This is a genomic window from Streptomyces sp. NPDC008139 (genome assembly GCF_042957025.1).
GTDB lineage: Bacteria > Actinomycetota > Actinomycetes > Streptomycetales > Streptomycetaceae > Actinacidiphila.
The window spans coordinates 278,671-296,272 of record NZ_JBIBHM010000003.1; the positions used below are offsets into that span (position 1 = coordinate 278,671).

General features: G+C 71.3%; 17 protein-coding genes and 1 pseudogene. 9 read left to right on the forward strand and 9 right to left on the reverse strand.

The annotated features are described in order from the left end of the window. Nucleotides 1–65: 65 nt before the first annotated feature. From ACFZBB_RS07820 to ACFZBB_RS07835, 4 genes are all read right to left on the reverse strand, one after another. Nucleotides 66–770 carry a 4'-phosphopantetheinyl transferase superfamily protein gene (locus ACFZBB_RS07820; protein WP_355341759.1) on the reverse strand — a complete coding sequence of 235 codons (705 nt, stop codon included), beginning with the start codon at nucleotides 768–770 and terminating at the stop codon, nucleotides 66–68. Then, on the reverse strand, nucleotides 767–1,633 hold the full coding sequence (locus ACFZBB_RS07825) for a metallophosphoesterase (protein WP_391118902.1): 867 nt from the start codon (nucleotides 1,631–1,633) through the stop codon (nucleotides 767–769). The genes ACFZBB_RS07820 and ACFZBB_RS07825 overlap by 4 nt, the downstream gene beginning before the upstream one ends. A gap of 220 nt (nucleotides 1,634–1,853) precedes the next feature. Further along, entirely contained in the window at nucleotides 1,854–3,047 is a 1,194-nt protein-coding gene (locus ACFZBB_RS07830) for an acetyl-CoA C-acyltransferase (RefSeq protein ID WP_391118904.1), read from the reverse strand. Between the two features lie 143 nt (nucleotides 3,048–3,190). Beyond that, entirely contained in the window at nucleotides 3,191–3,637 is a 447-nt protein-coding gene (locus ACFZBB_RS07835) for a MarR family transcriptional regulator (protein WP_391118906.1), read from the reverse strand. 103 nt (nucleotides 3,638–3,740) lie between these two features. Between ACFZBB_RS07835 and ACFZBB_RS07840 the strand changes: the two genes are divergently transcribed. After that, complete coding sequence (locus ACFZBB_RS07840) at nucleotides 3,741–4,148, forward strand: VOC family protein (protein WP_391118908.1); 408 nt, start codon at nucleotides 3,741–3,743, stop codon at nucleotides 4,146–4,148. Between the two features lie 161 nt (nucleotides 4,149–4,309). On the opposite strand, the gene ACFZBB_RS07845 is transcribed toward ACFZBB_RS07840, so the two are convergent. Continuing rightward, nucleotides 4,310–4,780: a S4 domain-containing protein gene (locus ACFZBB_RS07845; RefSeq protein WP_391118910.1), complete on the reverse strand. Its 471-nt coding sequence runs from the start codon at nucleotides 4,778–4,780 to the stop codon at nucleotides 4,310–4,312. Nucleotides 4,781–4,828: 48 nt separating this feature from the next. Between ACFZBB_RS07845 and ACFZBB_RS07850 the strand changes: the two are divergent. After that, nucleotides 4,829–5,077, forward strand: a pseudogene (locus tag ACFZBB_RS07850) (MFS transporter); the annotation flags it as partial. 180 nt (nucleotides 5,078–5,257) lie between these two features. Then, a complete protein-coding gene (locus tag ACFZBB_RS07855; protein ID WP_391118912.1) occupies nucleotides 5,258–6,145 on the forward strand; it encodes a LysR substrate-binding domain-containing protein in 888 nt (295 codons plus the stop codon). 51 nt (nucleotides 6,146–6,196) lie between these two features. Here ACFZBB_RS07855 and ACFZBB_RS07860 read toward each other — a convergent pair whose 3' ends face one another. After that, nucleotides 6,197–7,480, reverse strand: a complete 1,284-nt coding sequence (locus ACFZBB_RS07860) for a phosphodiester glycosidase family protein (RefSeq protein ID WP_391118914.1) — start codon at nucleotides 7,478–7,480, stop codon at nucleotides 6,197–6,199. A 331-nt stretch (nucleotides 7,481–7,811) separates the two neighbouring features. On the opposite strand from ACFZBB_RS07860, the gene ACFZBB_RS07865 reads away from it, so the two are divergent. The 3 genes from ACFZBB_RS07865 to ACFZBB_RS07875 all read left to right on the forward strand — a co-directional run bounded on the left by ACFZBB_RS07865 (nucleotide 7,812) and on the right by ACFZBB_RS07875 (nucleotide 10,462). After that, nucleotides 7,812–8,591, forward strand: coding sequence for a hypothetical protein (locus ACFZBB_RS07865; RefSeq protein ID WP_391118916.1), 780 nt, complete (start codon nucleotides 7,812–7,814; stop codon nucleotides 8,589–8,591). Nucleotides 8,592–8,629: 38 nt separating this feature from the next. Then, nucleotides 8,630–9,637, forward strand: coding sequence for a phosphotransferase (locus ACFZBB_RS07870; protein ID WP_391118918.1), 1,008 nt, complete (start codon nucleotides 8,630–8,632; stop codon nucleotides 9,635–9,637). Nucleotides 9,638–9,820: 183 nt separating this feature from the next. Next, nucleotides 9,821–10,462 (forward strand): hemerythrin domain-containing protein, encoded by a 642-nt coding sequence (locus tag ACFZBB_RS07875; protein ID WP_391118920.1) that lies wholly within the window; start codon nucleotides 9,821–9,823, stop codon nucleotides 10,460–10,462. Nucleotides 10,463–10,539: 77 nt separating this feature from the next. Here ACFZBB_RS07875 and ACFZBB_RS07880 read toward each other — a convergent pair whose 3' ends face one another. From ACFZBB_RS07880 to ACFZBB_RS07890, 3 genes are all read right to left on the reverse strand, one after another. Beyond that, on the reverse strand, nucleotides 10,540–11,460 hold the full coding sequence (locus ACFZBB_RS07880) for a zinc-binding dehydrogenase (RefSeq protein ID WP_391118922.1): 921 nt from the start codon (nucleotides 11,458–11,460) through the stop codon (nucleotides 10,540–10,542). A 261-nt stretch (nucleotides 11,461–11,721) separates the two neighbouring features. Next, a complete protein-coding gene (locus tag ACFZBB_RS07885) occupies nucleotides 11,722–12,723 on the reverse strand; it encodes a beta-ketoacyl-ACP synthase 3 (RefSeq protein WP_391118924.1) in 1,002 nt (333 codons plus the stop codon). Nucleotides 12,724–13,213: 490 nt separating this feature from the next. Next, complete coding sequence (locus tag ACFZBB_RS07890) at nucleotides 13,214–13,693, reverse strand: hypothetical protein (protein ID WP_391118926.1); 480 nt, start codon at nucleotides 13,691–13,693, stop codon at nucleotides 13,214–13,216. A 624-nt stretch (nucleotides 13,694–14,317) separates the two neighbouring features. Between ACFZBB_RS07890 and ACFZBB_RS07895 the strand changes: the two genes are divergently transcribed. Genes ACFZBB_RS07895 through ACFZBB_RS07905 form a run of 3 tightly spaced genes read left to right on the forward strand, consistent with a single transcriptional unit; the run spans nucleotide 14,318 to nucleotide 17,540 of the window. Continuing rightward, the gene (locus ACFZBB_RS07895) at nucleotides 14,318–15,619 is read left to right on the forward strand and encodes an extracellular solute-binding protein (RefSeq protein ID WP_391119291.1); all 1,302 of its coding nucleotides are present in this window, start codon (nucleotides 14,318–14,320) and stop codon (nucleotides 15,617–15,619) included. Next, nucleotides 15,619–16,623 carry an ABC transporter permease subunit gene (locus ACFZBB_RS07900; RefSeq protein ID WP_391118928.1) on the forward strand — a complete coding sequence of 335 codons (1,005 nt, stop codon included), beginning with the start codon at nucleotides 15,619–15,621 and terminating at the stop codon, nucleotides 16,621–16,623. The genes ACFZBB_RS07895 and ACFZBB_RS07900 overlap by 1 nt, the downstream gene beginning before the upstream one ends. Beyond that, nucleotides 16,620–17,540, forward strand: a complete 921-nt coding sequence (locus ACFZBB_RS07905; protein ID WP_391118930.1) for an ABC transporter permease subunit — start codon at nucleotides 16,620–16,622, stop codon at nucleotides 17,538–17,540. Before ACFZBB_RS07900 ends, ACFZBB_RS07905 begins: the two co-directional genes overlap by 4 nt. Nucleotides 17,541–17,602 lie beyond the last annotated feature (62 nt).

Here is a 17,602-nt window from a genome sequence, read left to right on the forward strand (position 1 = left end):
GGGAGGCGGGGGGGGTCGCGCTCAGGTCGGGGGTACGAGGTGCGGGGGCGGGGACGTCTCAAGGGTCAAGCGGCAGGCGCAGCCGTTGGGTTGGGGACGACGATCGCGGTGGTGACGAGGCCGTTGCGGGTGGTCCAGCGGCCGGTGAAGATGTCGGGGCCGATGTTCTCGGCGAGGAGGGGGCCGGGGATCAGGAGGCGGGCGGTGTAGCCGCCGCGGTCGGGGGCGTCGGGGTCGCGGGTGAAGAGGAGTTCGGCCTCTTCGAAGCCGAGCATCTTGCGGTGGAAGGGATACCACGCCTTGTAGACGGTCTCCTTGGCGCTGAACAGCAGCCGGTCCCAGTGGATTTCGGGTGCTTCCTCGCCCAGCCGCTCCAGCGCGGCGGCCTCCGCGTCGGTGGCGGTGACGACCTTGAGCACCCCTTCGGGCAGCGGGCCGTGCGGCTCCGCGTCGATGCCGAGGGTGTGGACGTCGGAGGTGCGGGCGACGGCCGCGGCACGGTAGCCGTCGCAGTGGGTGATGCTGCCGACGACGCCGGCCGGCCAGACCGGCGCGCCCCGGTCGGGGTCGCGCGGGATCGGCCCCGGTGCGATCCCGAGCCCGGCCAGCGCGGCACGGGCGCAGGCGCGGCCCGCCGCGTACTCGGCACGGCGCTTGGCGACCGCCTTGGCGACGGCCGCGGCCTCCTCGGGGAAGAGCGGCGCGCCGTCGAGCTCCGCGCCGTACACGGCCCGTGAGCGGACGGCGGCGGGCAGCAGGTGCTCGATCACCGGCGGACGCCCTGACGTCCGGCCAGTATCCGCCGCGGCCCCGCGGGCCCGGTGTCGCGGCGCCCCCACTCCCTCGGGTAGCCGAGCGAGACCTCCGTGAAGCGGACGCCGTCGCGCCACATCACCCGCGGGATGTGCAGATGCCCGTAGACGACTTCGGCGGCCCGGAAGCGGGTGTGCCACTGCTCGGTGCGCTCCGTGCCGCACCACAGCGCGAACGACGGGTAGCGCAGGATGCGCGTCGGGTCGCGGTGCAGCGGGAAGTGGTTGGCCAGCACCGTCGGCAGCGCCGGGTCCAGCGCCTCCAGGCGCGCCTCGGTCTCGGCCACCCGGACCCGGCACCAGTCGTCGAGGCCCGGCAGCGGGTCGGGGTGCAGGAACCGCTCGTCGTTGCAGACCACGCCGAGGTCCCGCGAGTGCGCCAGCGCCTCTTCCTTGGTGGTGGCGCCGGGCGTGCCGTCGCGCCACGTGTAGTCGTACAGCAGGAACATCGGCACGACCGCGACCGGTCCCCGCTCGCCCTCCCACAGGGGGTACGGGTCCTCGGGCGTGATGACGCCGAGGCGGCGGATCTCCTCGACCAGGTGGCGGTAGCGGGCCTCGCCGCGCAGTTGCACCGGGTCGTCCGGCGGGGTCCACAGCTCGTGGTTGCCCGGCAGCCAGATGACGGTGGAGAAGTGCTCCTTGAGCGTGGTCAGCGCCCAGATGATGTCCTCGGAGTTCTCGGCGACGTCTCCGGCGACGATCAGCCAGTCCTCGTCCGTCCCCGGCCGCAACTGCTCCACGATGAGGCGGTTGGCCGCGTAACCGACGTGCAGGTCACTGATCGCGAGCAGCTGCGCCCCGCTGTCGGGGCCGGTCAACGTGCGTCAACTCGTCCGCTAAGTGGTGTAGGCACGCGATCGATTGTCCCAGACGGCGGCGGACGGCACCGGGCTTTCGGGTCCGCGGGCGGGTGTCACGGAGGTGGTTCCCGTCACCCTCGCCGCCGTTTCGCCCGGGCGGCGGCACCGCCGTACCGACACGGGTCGAGCGCGAGTCCGTCGCGCGTCCGGCACCGCGCAGTCGCGGCTCAGTCGCGGCTCAGTCGCGGTCGACCAGCACCGCCGTGCCCTGGCCGACCCCGACGCACATGGTGGCCAGGCCCCGGTGGGCGCCGGTGCGGTTCATCCGGTGCAGCAAGGTGGTGAGGATACGGGCGCCCGAGCAGCCGAGCGGGTGGCCGAGGGCGATGGCGCCGCCGTCGGGGTTGACCAGTTCGGGGTCGACGCCGAGTTCGCGCACGGAGGCCAGCGCCTGGGCGGCGAACGCCTCGTTGAACTCGGCCTCCTCGACACTGTCGACGGTCCTGCCGAGCCGGGCGAGCACGCGCCGGGTCGCCGGGACCGGCCCGACGCCCATGACGTCCGGGTGTACTCCGGCGCTGGCCCCGGCCGCGTACCGGCCGAGTGATTCGAGTCCGAGGTCGCGCAGCGCCTCCTCGCTGACCAGCAGCAGCCCGGCGGCGCCGTCGTTCATCGGCGAGGCGTTGCCCGCGGTGACCGTCCCGGTGCCGTCCTTGCGGAAGACCGGCTTGAGCGCGGCCAGCCGCTCGGCCGTGGTGTCCTCGCGGATGCACTCGTCCCGCGTGACGACCACACCGTCGGGCCGGGTGACGGGCAGGATCTCGGCGTCGAAGAGGCCCTTCTCGCGGGCGGCGGCGGCATTGCGGTGGCTGCGCAGCGCGAAGGCGTCCTGGTCGGCGCGGCTGACGCCGTACCGCGTGGCGACCTCCTCCGCCGTCTCCCCCATCGCCAGCACGCCGTGCAGTTCGCGCATCCGGTCGTTGGTGAGCCGCCAGCCGAGCCGGGTGTCGTACGTCGGCATCGTGTGCGGCAGCGCGTCGTCGGGGCGGGGCAGGACGAAGGGGGCGCGGCTCATCGACTCGGAGCCGCCCGCGACCACGATGTCGGCCTCGCCCGCCGCGATCATGCGGGCGGCGGCGGTGACGGCTTCGAGCCCGGACGCGCAGAGCCGGTTGACGGTGGCGCCGGGCACGCTGTCCGGCAGGCCCGCGAGCAGCACGGCCATCCGCGCCACATTGCGGTTGTCCTCGCCCGACTGATTCGCCGCGCCCCAGTAGACGTCGTCGATCCTGGCGGGGTCGAGCGCGGGCACGCCGTCCAGCAGACCGCGCAGCACGGTCGCCGCCAGGTCGTCGGGGCGGACCGTGGAGAGCGCTCCCCGCAGCTTCCCGATGGGGGTGCGGCGGGCGGCGGCGAAGTGGACAGGTCGCATCGCGTGCTCCTCCTGGCGGGACCCGAGGGTGCGGGTCGGGCGGCCCCGGGTGTGGGTATGTACCGCCCCCGTAAACTAGCACCGCAAGTTTACGGGGGCGAGGGCCGCTCCCGGCACACCCCAGCCCCGCCGTTGCCGCGGTCTCACCGTCCCCCGGCGGGCAGCCCTTCGTGCACCCGCAGCAACAGGGCGTGCAATTGGGCCCGTTCGCGCGCGTCGAGCGGGGCGAGCACGTCGTCCTGTACGGCCTCGGCGCGGGCGGTGAGCGCGGCGAGGCGGTCGCTGCCCGCCGGCGTGAGGGCGACCCGGACCCGGCGGCGGTCGGCCGTGTCACGGGCGCGCTCGACGCAGCCGGACGCTGCCAGTTCGTCGACGACCTTCACCATGTCGCTGGGGTCGACGCCCAGCCGCCCCGCCAGCTCCCGCTGCACCTGCGGGCCGAAGTCGGCGAGCGCGGCGAGCACCGCCATGTGCCACAGCCGCAGACCCTCGTCCGACAGCTCCGCGGCCAGCCTGCCGCGCGCGGCCTTGCCGGTCTTCGACAGCAGATACGTCGTGAGGGCGGCGAGGGTGGGCGGTGTTCCGTTCATGGACCTCATTGTAGGCTGCCACCAATGATGGGTCAGCACCCACGATCCTGTCACTCATCATCCCGTCACGCATCATCCCGTACGCACCGAGTGAGGTCTCCCGATGGACGCGCTCCACCCGCGCCTGCTCGTCGGCCGGTTCGCCGACACCTTCCGCTTCTACAACGCCGTGCTTCCCGGTCTCGTCGGCGCCACGCTGACCCGCGGCGGCGAGAGCGGCCCCTACGCGAGCTGGGACGTCGGCGCCGAGGGCGTCCTCGCCCTCTTCGACCGGGCCGCGATGGCCGAGGCGACGGGCGGCACCGGCCTGCCCGCCGACGCGCCGCCCGCCCGGGACCGGGCCATGCTGGTCAGCCGGGTGCCGGACGTCACCGCCGGGTACGAGCTGTGCCTGCGGCACGGCGGACGGCCAATCGCTCCCCCGGCCGACCGCCCCGAGTGGGGCCCGTCGATGCGGACCGCGCATCTGCGCGACCCGGACGGCAACCTCCTGGAACTCCAGTCGTACTGATCCGGCGGCCGGCCGGTCCCGCCGGGTCCTCAGCCGGGCAGCACCGTCAGTGCGCTCAGACGCTCTGAGCCATCAGCCAGGGTCCGACGCAGGACTCGCGGGTCACGCGGGCACCGCTCAACCGCCCTCGGGACACCGCCCGCCCCCCAGCCGCCCGCCCCTCAGCCGTCCGCAGGACGCCGGGAGCCGCCGCGCGGACGCGGGGTCCCGCCGGGCCGGCCGCCGTCGCCGGGCCGCGCGCTGCCGTGCAGCAGCCGTTCCAGCTCGCGCCGGTCGCGCTTGGTCGGCCGTCCGGTGCCGCGGTCGCGCAGGCCCAGCGCCAGGACGTCCTCGCGCGGGGGCGGCGGCGGGCTGTTGTCCACGAAGCACTCGGCCGCCGCGGGCGCGCCCACCCGCTTGCTCAGCACCTTGGAGACGACCACGATCCGCTCGCGGCCCGCGTGGTGCAGCCGTACCTCGTCGCCGACGCGTACGGCCTGGGCGGGCTTCACGCGCTCGCCGTTCACCCGGACGTGTCCGGCCCTGCACGCCGCGGCGGCGATCGAGCGCGTCTTGGTCAGCCGTACGCACCAGATCCAACTGTCCACCCGTACGCTCCCGCCGCCCGCGGGCTTCCCCTCGTCACCAGCCATGTTTCCGAGCCTACGACGTGGTCCGCTCCCGTCACCCCTGGTTTGGCGTACGCCGACCTCGGTACGGCCACCTCGGGCGTGACCTTCTTCCGCACGCTGGGCAGCGCTTTCGGCACGGCGGTGTTCGGCACGATCTCCACCAACGCGCTCACGCCCAACCTCGCGCAGGGCGTGGCGGAGGCGGCGCGGCTGACGGGGGCCGCGCCCGCGGCACTGGTGAAGGCCGCGCAGAGCCCTGAGGGGCTGCACCGGCTGCCCGCCGCGCAGTCCGCGCCGATCGTGCAGGCGTACTCCGAGGCGTTCTGTCATATGAATAGCAGTCACATACGGGCACGACGCTAGGCAGCGCGGGCGGGCGGTGTCAACCGACTTCCCTGACGGGGGCGGGAGGATCAACTCCACTTCATGGAATGATCGTTAAGTACGATTTAACAGCGCGCTCACACATGCCTCGACGGCACCAGGAAGGGGGCCTGCATGGAGCGGTACGAGATGGAGACGTTCCTGACCCTCGCCGAGGAGCTGCACTTCGGGCGGACCGCCATGCGGTTGCGGGTGACCACGGCCCGGGTCAGCCAGGTGATCAGCAAGCTCGAACGCCGCGTCGGGGCGCCGCTGTTCGAGCGCACCAGCCGCAGTGTGGTGCTGACACCGATCGGCCGGCGCCTCCACGACGACCTGCGGCCCGCGTTCGAGCGGCTGGAGGCGGCGCTGGCGACGGCCGTGGCCGAGGGGCGCGGGGTGGCCGGGCTGCTGCGGGTGGGCTTCGTGGGCGCGGCGGCGAGTCAGCTGCTGGTCAGGGCGACCGAGCGGTTCCGTACCCGGCATCCGGGCTGCGAGGTGGAGATCCGCGAGGTTCAGATGACCGAGGCGCTGGAACGGCTGCGGGCCGACGCGCTGGAGGTGCTGATCGCCTGCCTGCCGCTGTCGGGCCCGGATCTGGCCAACGGTCCCGTGCTGCTGTCGGAGCCGCGCATGCTGGCGGTCCCCGCCACGCATCCGTTCGCCCAGCGCGGCACGGTCTCGGTGGAGGATCTGGCGCGCACCGAGGTGCTGCAAGCGCCGTGCTCGCTGCCCGACTACTGGCGCGAGCCGGGGACGCCGCAGCAGACCCCGGCGGGACTGGCGATCCCGGTCGGCCGCTCGGCGGCGACCTTCCAGGAGGTGCTGACCCTGGTCGGGGCGGGCCAGGGGGTCTTCCCGGTGGGCGCGCACGCCACCCGGTTCCCCGCCCGCCCCGACGTCGTCTACGTCCCCTTCCACGACACGCCGCCGCTGGACTGGGGTCCGGTGTGGCGGGCGTCCCGCGCCACCGCCAGGATCCGCGCCTTCACCGAGGCGGCGGCGGCCGACCAGATGGCGTAGCGCCGTACCCGGCCGCGCGGCCGTACCGGCGGGCCGCCGCCGTGCGTACGGTCAGCGGGCGTAGACGGCCACGAAGTCGCGGGTGGCCTGGGTGTAGTAGCGGTCCGGCGGGTCCTCGAAGTCGAGAATGTTGGTGGGTTTCGGGTCCGCAGGATCCTTGCCGCTGTCGTAGGACATGAAGGACGGCCACGCGCGGTTCATGTCCAGTGGCATGGCGCGGACCGCCCCGGCGTGCTGCATCAGTTCGGCGAGGGTCCGCGCGGACAGGGCCTGGCCGACCACCATGATGATGTCGCCCTGTGCGGTGATGCCGACGCCCGAGCGCTCGACGAACATCTTGCTCTGGTCGGTGACACCCCACTTGGAGTCGTCGCCGATGTCGGACACCACCCGGCCGTCGTCGACCATCAGCTCCAGGCACTGGCGTACGCCGACGACGTCCTTGGTCATGTGCACATCGCGACCCCAGACCCCGATGCGGATCGAGCCGTCCTTGTAGAAGACCTCGGACGCGGTGCCGTCGCGCAGGTCGCCCGCCGTCTGCCCGTTGAGGTAGAAGCCGCCGCGCGAGCCGCCGTCGGTGACCCGGAAGCCGCCGTTCCAGGTGGCGACCAGACCGGTGCGCTGCCCCTTGGGGATGTTGGGCGGTACGGAGAAGGTGCCGCCGGGCTCGCGGAATCCGGGGTGGAGCTGGAAGCGCGCGTGCTTGCCGCTGATCCAGGCGACGGCCGCCTCGTACGAGGTGTGGTCGCCGTCCGGCCTGACGTACGTCCCCTGGACGATCGGCTGGCCGTGGGCGCTGGACAGTGTGCGGAAGACGCCCTCGCCCGGCAGGCCGGGGGTGACCAGCGGGCGCATCGGGGCGCGCAGCGGGATGACCGGCGCCGCGGGGGCCGCGGGCGCTCCCTCCGGCGCGGTGCCCGCGGCGGTGGTGGCGGGCGCGGTGGCCTTCATACGGGCCAGCGCGTCGGCCGACAGCGAGCCGCCGACCTTCGGCGGGTTCATCTTGTACTGGACGTCCTCCAGCTTGTTGACCACGAAGCCCAGTTCGTGGTCGCGGGCCCACTCGGCGAGCCTGGCCACATTGCTGTCCTTGCCGGGGTAGGTCAGCGCCTGGCCGACCGACCAGCCCACGGTGCCGACGCACACCACGCAGACGCCGAGCGCGCCGCGGGTGACCAGCCGACGGCGGCGGAACTGCGTCGGGGTCAGATCCCGTTTGTGCTTCCACGGCAGCAGTCGTCTGCGGCGCGTGCGTCCGCCGCCGTCCGCCGCTTCCGCGGAGTCGGCGCCGTCGCGCGGTTCCGCGATCCGGCCGCCCGTCTGCTGGGTCATGACACTCCTCGCCCTCGCTCCTACCGCCCCTGTCGCCTGCGCGACCCGGAGAGACCTTTAAGCATATTTTCAGATGCTATGACCGTTTTGCGACCAGCCCAATCACGGCACGCCCGGAACCACCCGACCGCCGGACCCTTCCGACAGCCGATCAGCGGCGCGGGGGTCCTGAGGCGGGCGCGTACTCCACCGGGAGCAGCGCGACCGCCTCCCGCGCGACGACGCGGCGCGCACCGCCCGCCGCCTACCGTGAGCGCGTCCCGCCGCGCCGCGTCCGGGACTCCCCGGCCGGGAGCGCCGCCGGGGTCCCCTCGGTCAGGAGTCCCGCGCCATGTCCGCCACGGCAGCAGTCGTCCCGCCGCCCGGCCGCGTCCCCGCACGCGGCGCCGAGCGGCGGGCGTACGCGGTCGGCGCCGCGCTCATCGTGTCGGGCCTGTTCCACCTGGGGGTCTTCGCGGTGGACGGTGGGCCGTGGGACGGCCCGGTCTCCTGGCGCAAGCCCTTCACCTTCGGGGTCTCCTTCGGCCTGACCCTGATCGCGCTCGCCTGGGTGACCTCGTACGTGCGGATCGGCGAGCGGACCCGCTCCACGCTGCTCGCCCTCTTCGCGGCCGACTGCGTCCTGGAGGTCGCCGGGATCACCGTGCAGGCGTGGCGGCACGTGCCCTCGCACTTCAACATGGAGACGCCGGTGAATGCCGCCGTCGCCATGTCTCTGGCCGTCGGCGGCGCGCTGCTCGTCGTGGTCCTCACCGCCTTCGCGGTCGCTGCCTTCCGCACCCGGCCCGGCGGACCCGCCGGAATGCCGCTCGCGCTGCGCGCCGGATTCGCGCTGCTGCTGGTCGGCCTGCTCTCGGGCGCCGTGATGATCGCCCGCGGGGTCGTCGACACCAGGACCGGCGACCAGCAGGCCGCGTACCACTCGACCGGCACCCTCAAGCCGCTGCACGGAGTGAGCCTGCACGCGGTCCTCGTACTCCCCGCGCTGGCCTGGCTGTTGGCCCGTACGCCCTGGTCGGAGTCCGTCAGACGGCGGATCGTGCTCGCCGCCGTGTGGGCCTACGCGGCCGCCGCCGTGGGCGCGCTCGGCTGGGGACTGGCGACCGCGTAGGGTTCGGCCCCACGGAAGGCGACCACGGGGAGGGGCGGATGGCACCGCTGACGCAGGGCGACACGGTGGCCGGAGCGCTGGAGCGCGCCGGAATCCCGGCGGCCGGGATCGCCGGACACGCGCCGCTCCAGGGCGGCACGTACAACGCGATGCACCGTGTCGAACTCACCGACGGCGCCGTCCTCGTGCTCAAGGTCCCGCCGCCGTCGCGGGTCCCGAAGCTCGGCTACGAACGCGAACTGCTGCGCGGCGAGGTCCGGTTCTACGAGGGCGCCGCCACTGCGGGGGTGCCCGCGCCGCGCGTGGTGCACGCCGAGTACGACGACGGGAGCGAACAGGCCGCTCCCTTCCTGCTGATGACGCACTGCCCCGGCGTCACCTGGTCGGCGGCAGGGGAAGCCGCGGAGGGCGTCGGGGAGGCCGAGAGCGCGCGGCTGTGGCGGGAGACCGGCGGCCTGCTGGCCCGGCTGCACTCCGTGCGCGGACCTGCCTTCGGCTACCCGGCGCAGACCCTCGCCCCGCTCGACTCCCGCTGGCGGCCCGCCTTCACGGCGATGACCGACGCCGTCCTGGCCGACGCGGAGCGGTACGGACCCTGGCTGCCGCTCCCGGTCGCCGAGATCCGCGCCGCGCTGGCGACGGCGGCGCCCGTGCTCGACGAGGTCACCGAGCCCGCGCTGGTCCACTTCGACCTGTGGCCGGGCAACGTCCTGCTCCACGGTCCGGCGGGCGCCCGCACGGTCAGCGGTCTCATCGACGGCGAGCGGATGTTCTGGGGCGACCCGCTGGCGGACTTCGCGTCGCTGTCGATCGGGCGCGACGACATCGAGCGCGACTCCACCTTCCTCGCCGGATACGGCGCGGGCGGCGGGCGTACGGACTTCGACGCGGCGGCCCGGCGGCGGATCGCGCTGTACCGCTGCTACCTCTTCCTGATCATGCTCGTCGAAGTGGTGCCGCGAGGGACCGGGGGCGAGCATCTGGCATGGGTGAGGCAGTACACGGGGCCGCGTCTGGAGGCGGCGCTGCGGACCGCGGCGGGGTGACGTGCCGGGCCCCGCGACGAGGGCCGAGGCCGAACCCGGCCTCCTTATCGCGGGGTTCGCCCCGATCGGCGCGGAAGTCGTCGCCGCCGCGGGCCTCCGGGTTCCTGAGGAGGAAGCACCGTGACAGGCGTCGGTGCCACCATCTGACCACGTACCCGCGCACGCACTCATCAGGAGGCACGCATGAGTACCTACACCCCGTCGGATGCGCAGTCCCGGCTCGACTTCACCATGATGTACGCGGTGCACGACGCCTTCCGGCGCGACCTCGGCAGGCTGGTCGCGGCCGCCGATCACAAGGCCGGGAGTCTGCGGGCCTTCAAAGAGGGCTGGAAGAACTTCACTTACTACTTGGACATCCACCACACCGCCGAGGACACCACCTTGTGGCCCGCCATGCGCGGGCGGATCGGAGGCGACCCCGAGCGGGTCGCGCTGCTGGACGCGATGGAGTCCGAGCACGCGGTGCTCGATCCGCTGATCGCGGCGGTCGAAGCGCGGCTCGCGGCGGGTGACACGGCCGGGTTGAGCCAGGACGTGGAGCGGCTGCGGGACGCGCTGACGGCGCACTTCGACCACGAGGAGGACGCGGGGCTGCCGTTGGTGGGGGCCGTGGTGACCGCCAAGCAGTGGGACGCCTTCGGGGCGGAACAGCGCAGGCAGGTGGGGACGAAGGGGGCGGCGACGTTCTTCCCCTGGCTCCTGGACTCGGCGCCGGCCGCCACCGAGCAGAAGGTGCTGGCGCTCGTTCCGCCGCCCGTGCGCTTCCTCTTCCGCAAGACCTGGCGGCCCCGCTACGAGAAGCAGTCCCCTTGGGCCAAGTAGCCCCTGCCGCTGACGCGTTCACCGCGCGGAGGTCGCTCGGTCCGCTCCGCGCGGTGGACACCCGGGACCTGCCCGGGTCAAAGGGCCAGCACCACCTTGCCGTTGACCTGACGGCGGTCCAGACACCGCAGCGCGGGCGTCGGATCGGTCCATGAGCCGACCAGGGCGACCTGGGGGTCCAACCGTTCCTCGGTGACGAGTTGGAGCAGGAAGGCCAGGTCGTGGCCGACGTCGTGGCGGGTGATCTCGTCGAAGAGGAAGACGTAGTGGAGGCTGACACCGGGCCGGGCGCGCCCCCAGTCACGGGGAAGGCGTAACTCGGCCCGCGCGGTGTTGCCGTAGACGACGACGCTGCCGCCGGGGGCGACGGACTCGAAGGCCCAGGTGAGGACGGAGCCGCCGCAACTGTCGAGCAGGATGTCGACGGGCACGCCGGGGTCGGTGCCGTAGGTCGCGACGACGTCGGCGCCGAGGGCGGCGAGACCGGTCGCGCGCTCCGGGGAGCCGACCCAGGCGATCACGTGGGCGCCTGCGGCGGCGGCGAGTTGGACGGCGGCGCGGCCGACTCCCCCGCCCGCGCCGGTGATCAGTACGGTGCGGCCGAGCAGGCGGCCGGCCCGCTGGAGGGCGTAGAGAGCGGTGAGGCCCGCGACGGGAAGGGCCGCCGCCGCGGCCCAGTCGACGGCGTCGGGCAGCCGGGCGAGCCTGCGGGTGTCGAGAGCGACGCGCTCCGCCCAGCCGTCGCGGTCGGCGAGGCCGACGACACGGGTGCCCACGGCGGGGCCCGATCCGTCGGCTGCCGGGCGCAGTACGGTGCCCGCGACGTCCCAGCCGATCCGGGAGCCGGGGGGCAGCTCGTCGAGCACGGACAGCTCACCGCGGTTGACGGCCACCGCGCTGACCGCGATCAGAGCCTGTCCGGGCAGCGGTTCCGGCTCGTCGACCGGGTCGAGCCGGAGTCGGCCGTCCGCGTTGTCCGTTGTGACCAGGGCTTTCATCAGCTACCCGCCTTCTTCGTCACACGTCACCAGTGGGGAGAGGGAGAGCGGTGCGCACCCGGTCGTGCGAGATTCCGGGCGCGTCCCGTTCTCCTCCTGGTACGTAGAGTGATTAACTCCGGCAGCTGTGACGGCCGATGATCGTTCATTTCGGAACGGCGGGTGTCGCGGGCGGAAAAGGCACCGGCCGCCGCCCCTGTGTGCCGGGGCGGCGGCCGGTGCCAAGTGGTCGCGCTGCGCGCTGTGCTGGAGAGCGGTGGGTCAGGGCAGGGTGGCGACCACCGCGGCGTAGGACAGGCCGGAGCCGTACCCGAGCAGCAGGGCGGTGTCGCCGGAGTTGGCCTCGCCGGAGGCGAGCACCGCTTCCATGGCCTGCGGGATGGACGCACCGGAGGTGTTGCCGTTGGTCACGATGTCCTTGGCGACGGTGACTTCGGGCGGCAGGCCGATGGACTTGGCCATGCTGTCGATGATGCGCTCGTTCGCCTGGTGCGGGATGAACGTGTCGAGGTCGGCCGGGCCGACGCCCGCCACGTCCAGCGCCTGCTTGGCCACCTTGGCCATTTCGTAGACCGCCCAGCGGAAGACCCGCTGGCCGTCCTGGCGCAGTGCGGGGAATTTGTGGCTCGGGTCGTCCTTGAGCACGTCCCAGGGTGCCGTCTGCTCGATCGCGTCGGCCTGTGAGCCGTCCGCGCCCCAGACGACCGGGCCGATGCCCGGTGTGTCCGACGGGCCGATTACGACGGCCCCCGCGCCGTCGCCGAAGATGAATGCCGTCGAACGGTCGCTGAGGTCGAGCAGATCGGTCATCCGCTCCACGCCGACGACCAGGACGTGGCCGCCTCTGGCGCGCACGGCGTCGGAGGCGAGCACCACGCCGTGGACGAATCCGGCGCAGCCCGCGGTGATGTCGAAGGCCGCAGCCTCGGTGGCGCCGATCCGGTGGGCGATCTCAGTGGCGACCGCGGGTGTCTGCATGAGGTGGGTGAAGGTGGCGGCGATCACGCAGGTGATGCGGTCCGGGGTGAGCCCGGCTGCCGCGATGGCCTTGCTGGCGGCCTGCTCCGCCATCACGCCCAGGGTTTCGTCGGGACCGGCCCAGCGGCGGGTCACGATGCCGGTTCTGGAGCGGATCCATTCGTCCGAGGAGTCGATGTATCGACATACTTCGGCGTTGTCGACGACCGACCGGGGGCGATACGCGCCGACACCGAGAATTCGGGTGTGCCGTGCGCCGTCGGGCACGGCGATCTCAGCTTTCATGGGAGCCTTTCAGGCCATCGGCCATGGATGGGGGTCAGACCTTGCATCAGGCAGTGACCCATCGTCCTCGACGTGGTGTACGTCGCTCAACGCAGGGTCGCCATACGAATGATCCCGCGATTCAGCAGGAAAGAAGACCAATCCTTCCTCCACGCCGAGAGGTGGCCTGGAATCGACGCAGGTATGGCACACCTGTCCGAGACCAACCGCCCCGACCTGCGGCTTCTCCGTCAGAGCCCGCTTCGGCGCCATCGCTCACACGGCCGGATCACCCCCCTTGCGGCGCGTCCTGCGGATCTAATCCCGTACGGTAAACGGCAAAAGGCGCACAGTGGTTCCGCCGAAAGGGCAATTGACATCAATGCGATAACGTGAAGCGCCGGAGTCGGCTCCGGGAACACACGATATTCGTTACCGATCAGTATCGGCCAACGCGCCGTCTCCACGGCGGCGACCCGTGTCACGCGTCACACCCGCCGGGTCACGGCGGTCAGCGTTGCGCCGGGGGCTCCTCGGCGAGAGCGGCGGCCAGCGCGGTGCGGCCGTACTCCGTGGCGCCGCGCCGGTACGCCCTGTCGTACGCGGCGTCGCCGATCAGGGCGCGGGCGGTCGCCTCGCACTCCTCGCGCACCCCGCGCAACTCCGGCGTGCCGCGCTGCGGGTGCCCGACGCTGCGCCAGTACGACTCGCCGACGCCGTAGACGGTGGCCGCCTGCTCGCCCCTGCCCTCGGCGGCCAGCAGGTCGAGGCCCAGCGCGATCCCGAAGGCGTCGCCGAGCAGCCGCTTGCTCTCCAGCATGGTGCGGGCGTGCCCCGCGGCCTCGTGCGGCGCCGACTGGAACAGCGCGATCAGCGCGAGTTGGCACTCCAGGTAGGACAGCGGCCAGACCTCGCCGAGCTGGGCGCAGTGCTGGCGCAGTTCGCGGGCCCGCGCCCGCGCCTCGTCAGAGCAGCCACACGACCGGAGCAAAACGGGCCGGCGGACTTCCGGAACGATCTCGTCCGGTGGTGGCGATCATTGCCGATCATCGCGTGATGCCCGAACTTTACCGCTATCTCCGGCAATTCGGGCGTACGGATGTCGAGTTCACCGGGCACGCGTCCCCACGACTCGGCCATGGCGTCGGAAGCACGCAATATCAAACATTAGAAGAGATGGACCTTCAGGGCCCGTTGCCGCTTTGGTGCATGTTGTTCCATCCGGTTCGATCGTGCTCGGACCGCCTCCGAGCTGCCACGATCCGACCGCTACCCTGAACCGTCCCTCTCATGCGGGGCGGCAACGGAATTGGGCGGCCAATCAGCACGCTACCTGCACATCACGGTCCGGCAACGCATCCGTAATGGGGCGTTGACGCTCCTGGGTATCTGGCGTAGAACTACCCCTGCGGTTGAGATGGCGTTTCATCTTGGTGACTTCTGTTGGAAATCGATAGGCTACGGGCCCTCCAGAAACGTCCACTCCGCCATCGCTCGCCTACCGCACCCGGAACGGCCACACACACATGGAGGCACCATGTCGGACGTCGAATCAACGGGAAGCAGCACAGCGGGAAGCGGCCTGGACAGCGGTACGTCGCCGTCGCGCAGAAACGTGCTCAGAGGCGTCGCGGGCGCGGCCGGTCTCGCCGTCGTCTCCGGCGGCCTGCTGACGGCCTGCGGCAGCGACTCGAAGGACTCCAAGGACAAGAGCAGCCCCAGCGCCTCCGGCGGCAAGGTCGGCGGCACGGTGACCTTCGGGTCCAACTACTCCGACTCCGCGCCGAAGGCCGCCTTCGCGGCCCTCACCACCGCCGCCGCCGCGAGCACCAAGGCGCAGGTCAAGATCAACACGGTCGACCACAACACGTTCCAGGAGAACATCACCAGCTATCTCCAGGGCACCCCGGACGACCTGTTCACCTGGTTCGCGGGCTACCGCATGCAGTACTTCGCCGCGCAGGGCCTGGCCCAGCCGCTGGACGACGTGTGGGACAAGATCGGCGGCAACTTCGGCGACGCGGCCAAGAAGCTCTCCACCGGCCTCGACGGCCACCAGTACCTGGTGCCGCTGTACAACTACCCGTGGGTGGTCTTCTACAACAAGAGCCAGTTCGCGGCCAAGGGCTACTCCGTGCCCACCACCTGGGACGCCTACGTGGCGCTGGCCAAGAAGATGAAGGGCGACGGCATCATCCCGATCGCCTTCGGCGACAAGGACGGCTGGCCCGCCCTCGGCACCTTCGACATCCTCAACATGCGCATCAACGGCTACGACTACCACACCAGGTTGATGAAGCACGACATCCCGTGGACCGACCAGGGCGTGCACACGGTCTTCCAGCACTGGGCCGAGATCCTGCCCTACACGCAGACCGGCGCCAACGGACGGATCTGGCAGGACGCGGCCAAGACGCTGGAGACCAAGAAGGCCGGGATGATGTTCCAGGGCACCAACCAGGTGGCCGCGCAGTACGTCTCGGACAAGGCCGACCTCGCCGACCTGGACTTCTTCACCTTCCCCGCGATCAACCCGTCGTACGGCCAGGACTACATGGACGCGCCGACCGACGGCTTCATGCTCAGCAAGAAGGCCAAGAACCCCGACGCGGCCAAGGCGATCCTGGAGTACATCGGCACCGGGCAGGCCGAGTCGGACTTCCTCAAGACCGACCAGTGGGACGTCGGCCTGGCCACCGGCCTCCAGGTGCCGACGTACAACGCGATCCAGAAGAAGTCGGTCGCCGAGATCGCCAAGTGCAAGGCGGTGGCGCAGTTCATGGACCGCGACGCCGACCCGGCGATGGCCACCGCGATGATCTCGATCATCCAGAAGTTCATCGACGACCCGAGCACGGGCAACATCGCCGGCCTCCAGAAGAGCGCCGAGGCCCAGGCGAAGGCGATCTACTCCTGATGAGTTCCACCCAGACGCCCGCCCCGGCGGCGGCGGAAACCACGGCCACGCCGAAGGTCCGCCGCCGCCGGGGCATACGCAAGCTGAGCGCGCGCGACCGCGTGGTCGTCGCGCTCCTGCTGGGCATACCGCTCCTGCTCGACCTGGTCTTCGTCTGGTTCCCGGCGCTCGGCACGGTGCTGCTGTCGTTCACCAAGTGGAACGGCGTCGGCAGTCTGCACACCAAGACCTGCCAGCCGAATCTGCCGTCGATCCTCAACAACGGCTGTGTGTACGGCGTCCAGAACTACCACCAGGCCGCCACGATCTACCCGGAGTTCTGGCCCGCCGTCCGGCACAATCTGATCTGGCTGGCCGTCTTCGTCCTGATCGCCACGCCATTGGGCATGCTCTTCGCCGTCCTCATCGACCGCGGCATCCGGGGCAGCCGGATGTACCAGAGCATTTTCTTCCTGCCCGTGATGCTCTCCCTGGCGCTGGTCGGCATCATCTGGGAGTTCATGTACTCGCAGAACTTCGGGCTGATCAACACCGTCATCGGGCGCAACGGCAACGACAACGCCATCGACTGGCTCGGCAATCCACACCTGAACCTGTGGTCGGTCCTGGTCGAGGCCACCTGGCGGCAGGCCGGATACGTCATGGTGCTGTACCTGGCCGGGCTCAAAGCCGTGGACCCGACGCTGCGCGAAGCGGCCCTGGTCGACGGCGCCAACGCCTGGCAGACCTTCTGGCGGGTGATCTTCCCCGTGATGCGCCCGATCAACATCGTCATCATGGTGGTCACCGTCATCGAGTCGTTGCGCGCCTTCGACCTGGTGTACATCACCAACAAGGGCATCAACGGCCTGGAACTGCTCTCGGTCCTGGTCACCTCCAACATCGTCGGAGAGACCCAACGGGTCGGCTTCGGCTCCGCGCTGGGCGTGGTGCTGCTGGTGATCTCGCTGGTGCCGATCAGCGTTTTCCTGTACCAGACGTTCAGCCGTGAGGAATCGCGATGACCACCGATACCCTGCCCCGGCTGCACACCGAACCCGCCGCGCGGCCCCCGGGCCCCAGGAAGCCGCGTCCCTGGGGCCAGATCGCCTCGCAGGTCTTCCTGATCTGCGCCTCGGTCCTCTGGCTGCTGCCGATCGCCTTCGCGCTGTACGTGGCCGTCCGCCCGTACTCCGACACCCGCAAGTACGGCTATGTCTCGCTGCCGCACCACCTGACGTTCAAGAACTTCACCGACGCGTGGACCCAGTCGGACATGAAGCACTTCTTCTGGAACTCGGTGCTCATCACCGTTCCCGCGGTGATCGTCGTGCTGGCCCTGGCGTCCGGTGTGGCCTTCGTGCTGACCCGGGTCAACGTCAAGCTCAACATCGCGCTGCTGATCCTCTTCACGGCGGGCAACCTGCTCCCCCAGCAGGTCATCATCACCCCGCTGTACCGGATCTACCTGAAGATCTCGCTGCCCGGCTTCCTCAGCGGCAGCGGCCTGATGTACAACTCGATCTTCGGCCTCATCGTCATCAACGTGGCCTTCCAACTGGGCTTCTGCGTCTTCGTGCTGAGCAACTACATGAAGTCGATCCCCGACGAGATGTACGAGGCCGCGCTGGTCGACGGCGCGGGGCTGTGGACCCGGTACTGGAAGCTCACCCTGCCGCTGTGCCGACCGGCGCTCGCGGCGCTGGCGACGCTGCTGACGACCTGGATCTACAACGACTTCTTCTGGGCCATCACCTTGATGTCGTCGGGCGACAAACGCCCGGTCACCTCGGCACTGGCCAATCTCCAGGGGCAGTTCGTCTCCAACCAGAATCTCATCGCCGCCGCCGCGATGATCGCGGCGGTGCCGACGCTGGTGGTCTACATCCTGCTCCAGAAGCAGTTCATCGCCGGTCTGTCGCTGGGCTCCAGCAAGGGCTGAGCACACGGGCAGGGGCCACGCTTCCGCTCCCGCCCCCCAACGGCCGCCCCCGGGAACCCCGT

Coding starts and splice junctions, on each gene's coding strand:
- ACFZBB_RS07830 (WP_391118904.1), bottom strand. CDS start 3,047: ATGCGACCTGTCCACTTCGCCGCCGCCCGCCGCACCCCCATCGGGAAG.
- ACFZBB_RS07835 (WP_391118906.1), bottom strand. CDS start 3,637: ATGAACGGAACACCGCCCACCCTCGCCGCCCTCACGACGTATCTGCTG.
- ACFZBB_RS07840 (WP_391118908.1), top strand. CDS start 3,741: ATGGACGCGCTCCACCCGCGCCTGCTCGTCGGCCGGTTCGCCGACACC.
- ACFZBB_RS07845 (WP_391118910.1), bottom strand. CDS start 4,780: ATGGCTGGTGACGAGGGGAAGCCCGCGGGCGGCGGGAGCGTACGGGTG.
- ACFZBB_RS07855 (WP_391118912.1), top strand. CDS start 5,258: ATGGAGCGGTACGAGATGGAGACGTTCCTGACCCTCGCCGAGGAGCTG.
- ACFZBB_RS07860 (WP_391118914.1), bottom strand. CDS start 7,480: ATGACCCAGCAGACGGGCGGCCGGATCGCGGAACCGCGCGACGGCGCC.
- ACFZBB_RS07865 (WP_391118916.1), top strand. CDS start 7,812: ATGTCCGCCACGGCAGCAGTCGTCCCGCCGCCCGGCCGCGTCCCCGCA.
- ACFZBB_RS07870 (WP_391118918.1), top strand. CDS start 8,630: ATGGCACCGCTGACGCAGGGCGACACGGTGGCCGGAGCGCTGGAGCGC.
- ACFZBB_RS07875 (WP_391118920.1), top strand. CDS start 9,821: ATGAGTACCTACACCCCGTCGGATGCGCAGTCCCGGCTCGACTTCACC.
- ACFZBB_RS07880 (WP_391118922.1), bottom strand. CDS start 11,460: ATGAAAGCCCTGGTCACAACGGACAACGCGGACGGCCGACTCCGGCTC.
- ACFZBB_RS07885 (WP_391118924.1), bottom strand. CDS start 12,723: ATGAAAGCTGAGATCGCCGTGCCCGACGGCGCACGGCACACCCGAATT.
- ACFZBB_RS07900 (WP_391118928.1), top strand. CDS start 15,619: ATGAGTTCCACCCAGACGCCCGCCCCGGCGGCGGCGGAAACCACGGCC.
- ACFZBB_RS07905 (WP_391118930.1), top strand. CDS start 16,620: ATGACCACCGATACCCTGCCCCGGCTGCACACCGAACCCGCCGCGCGG.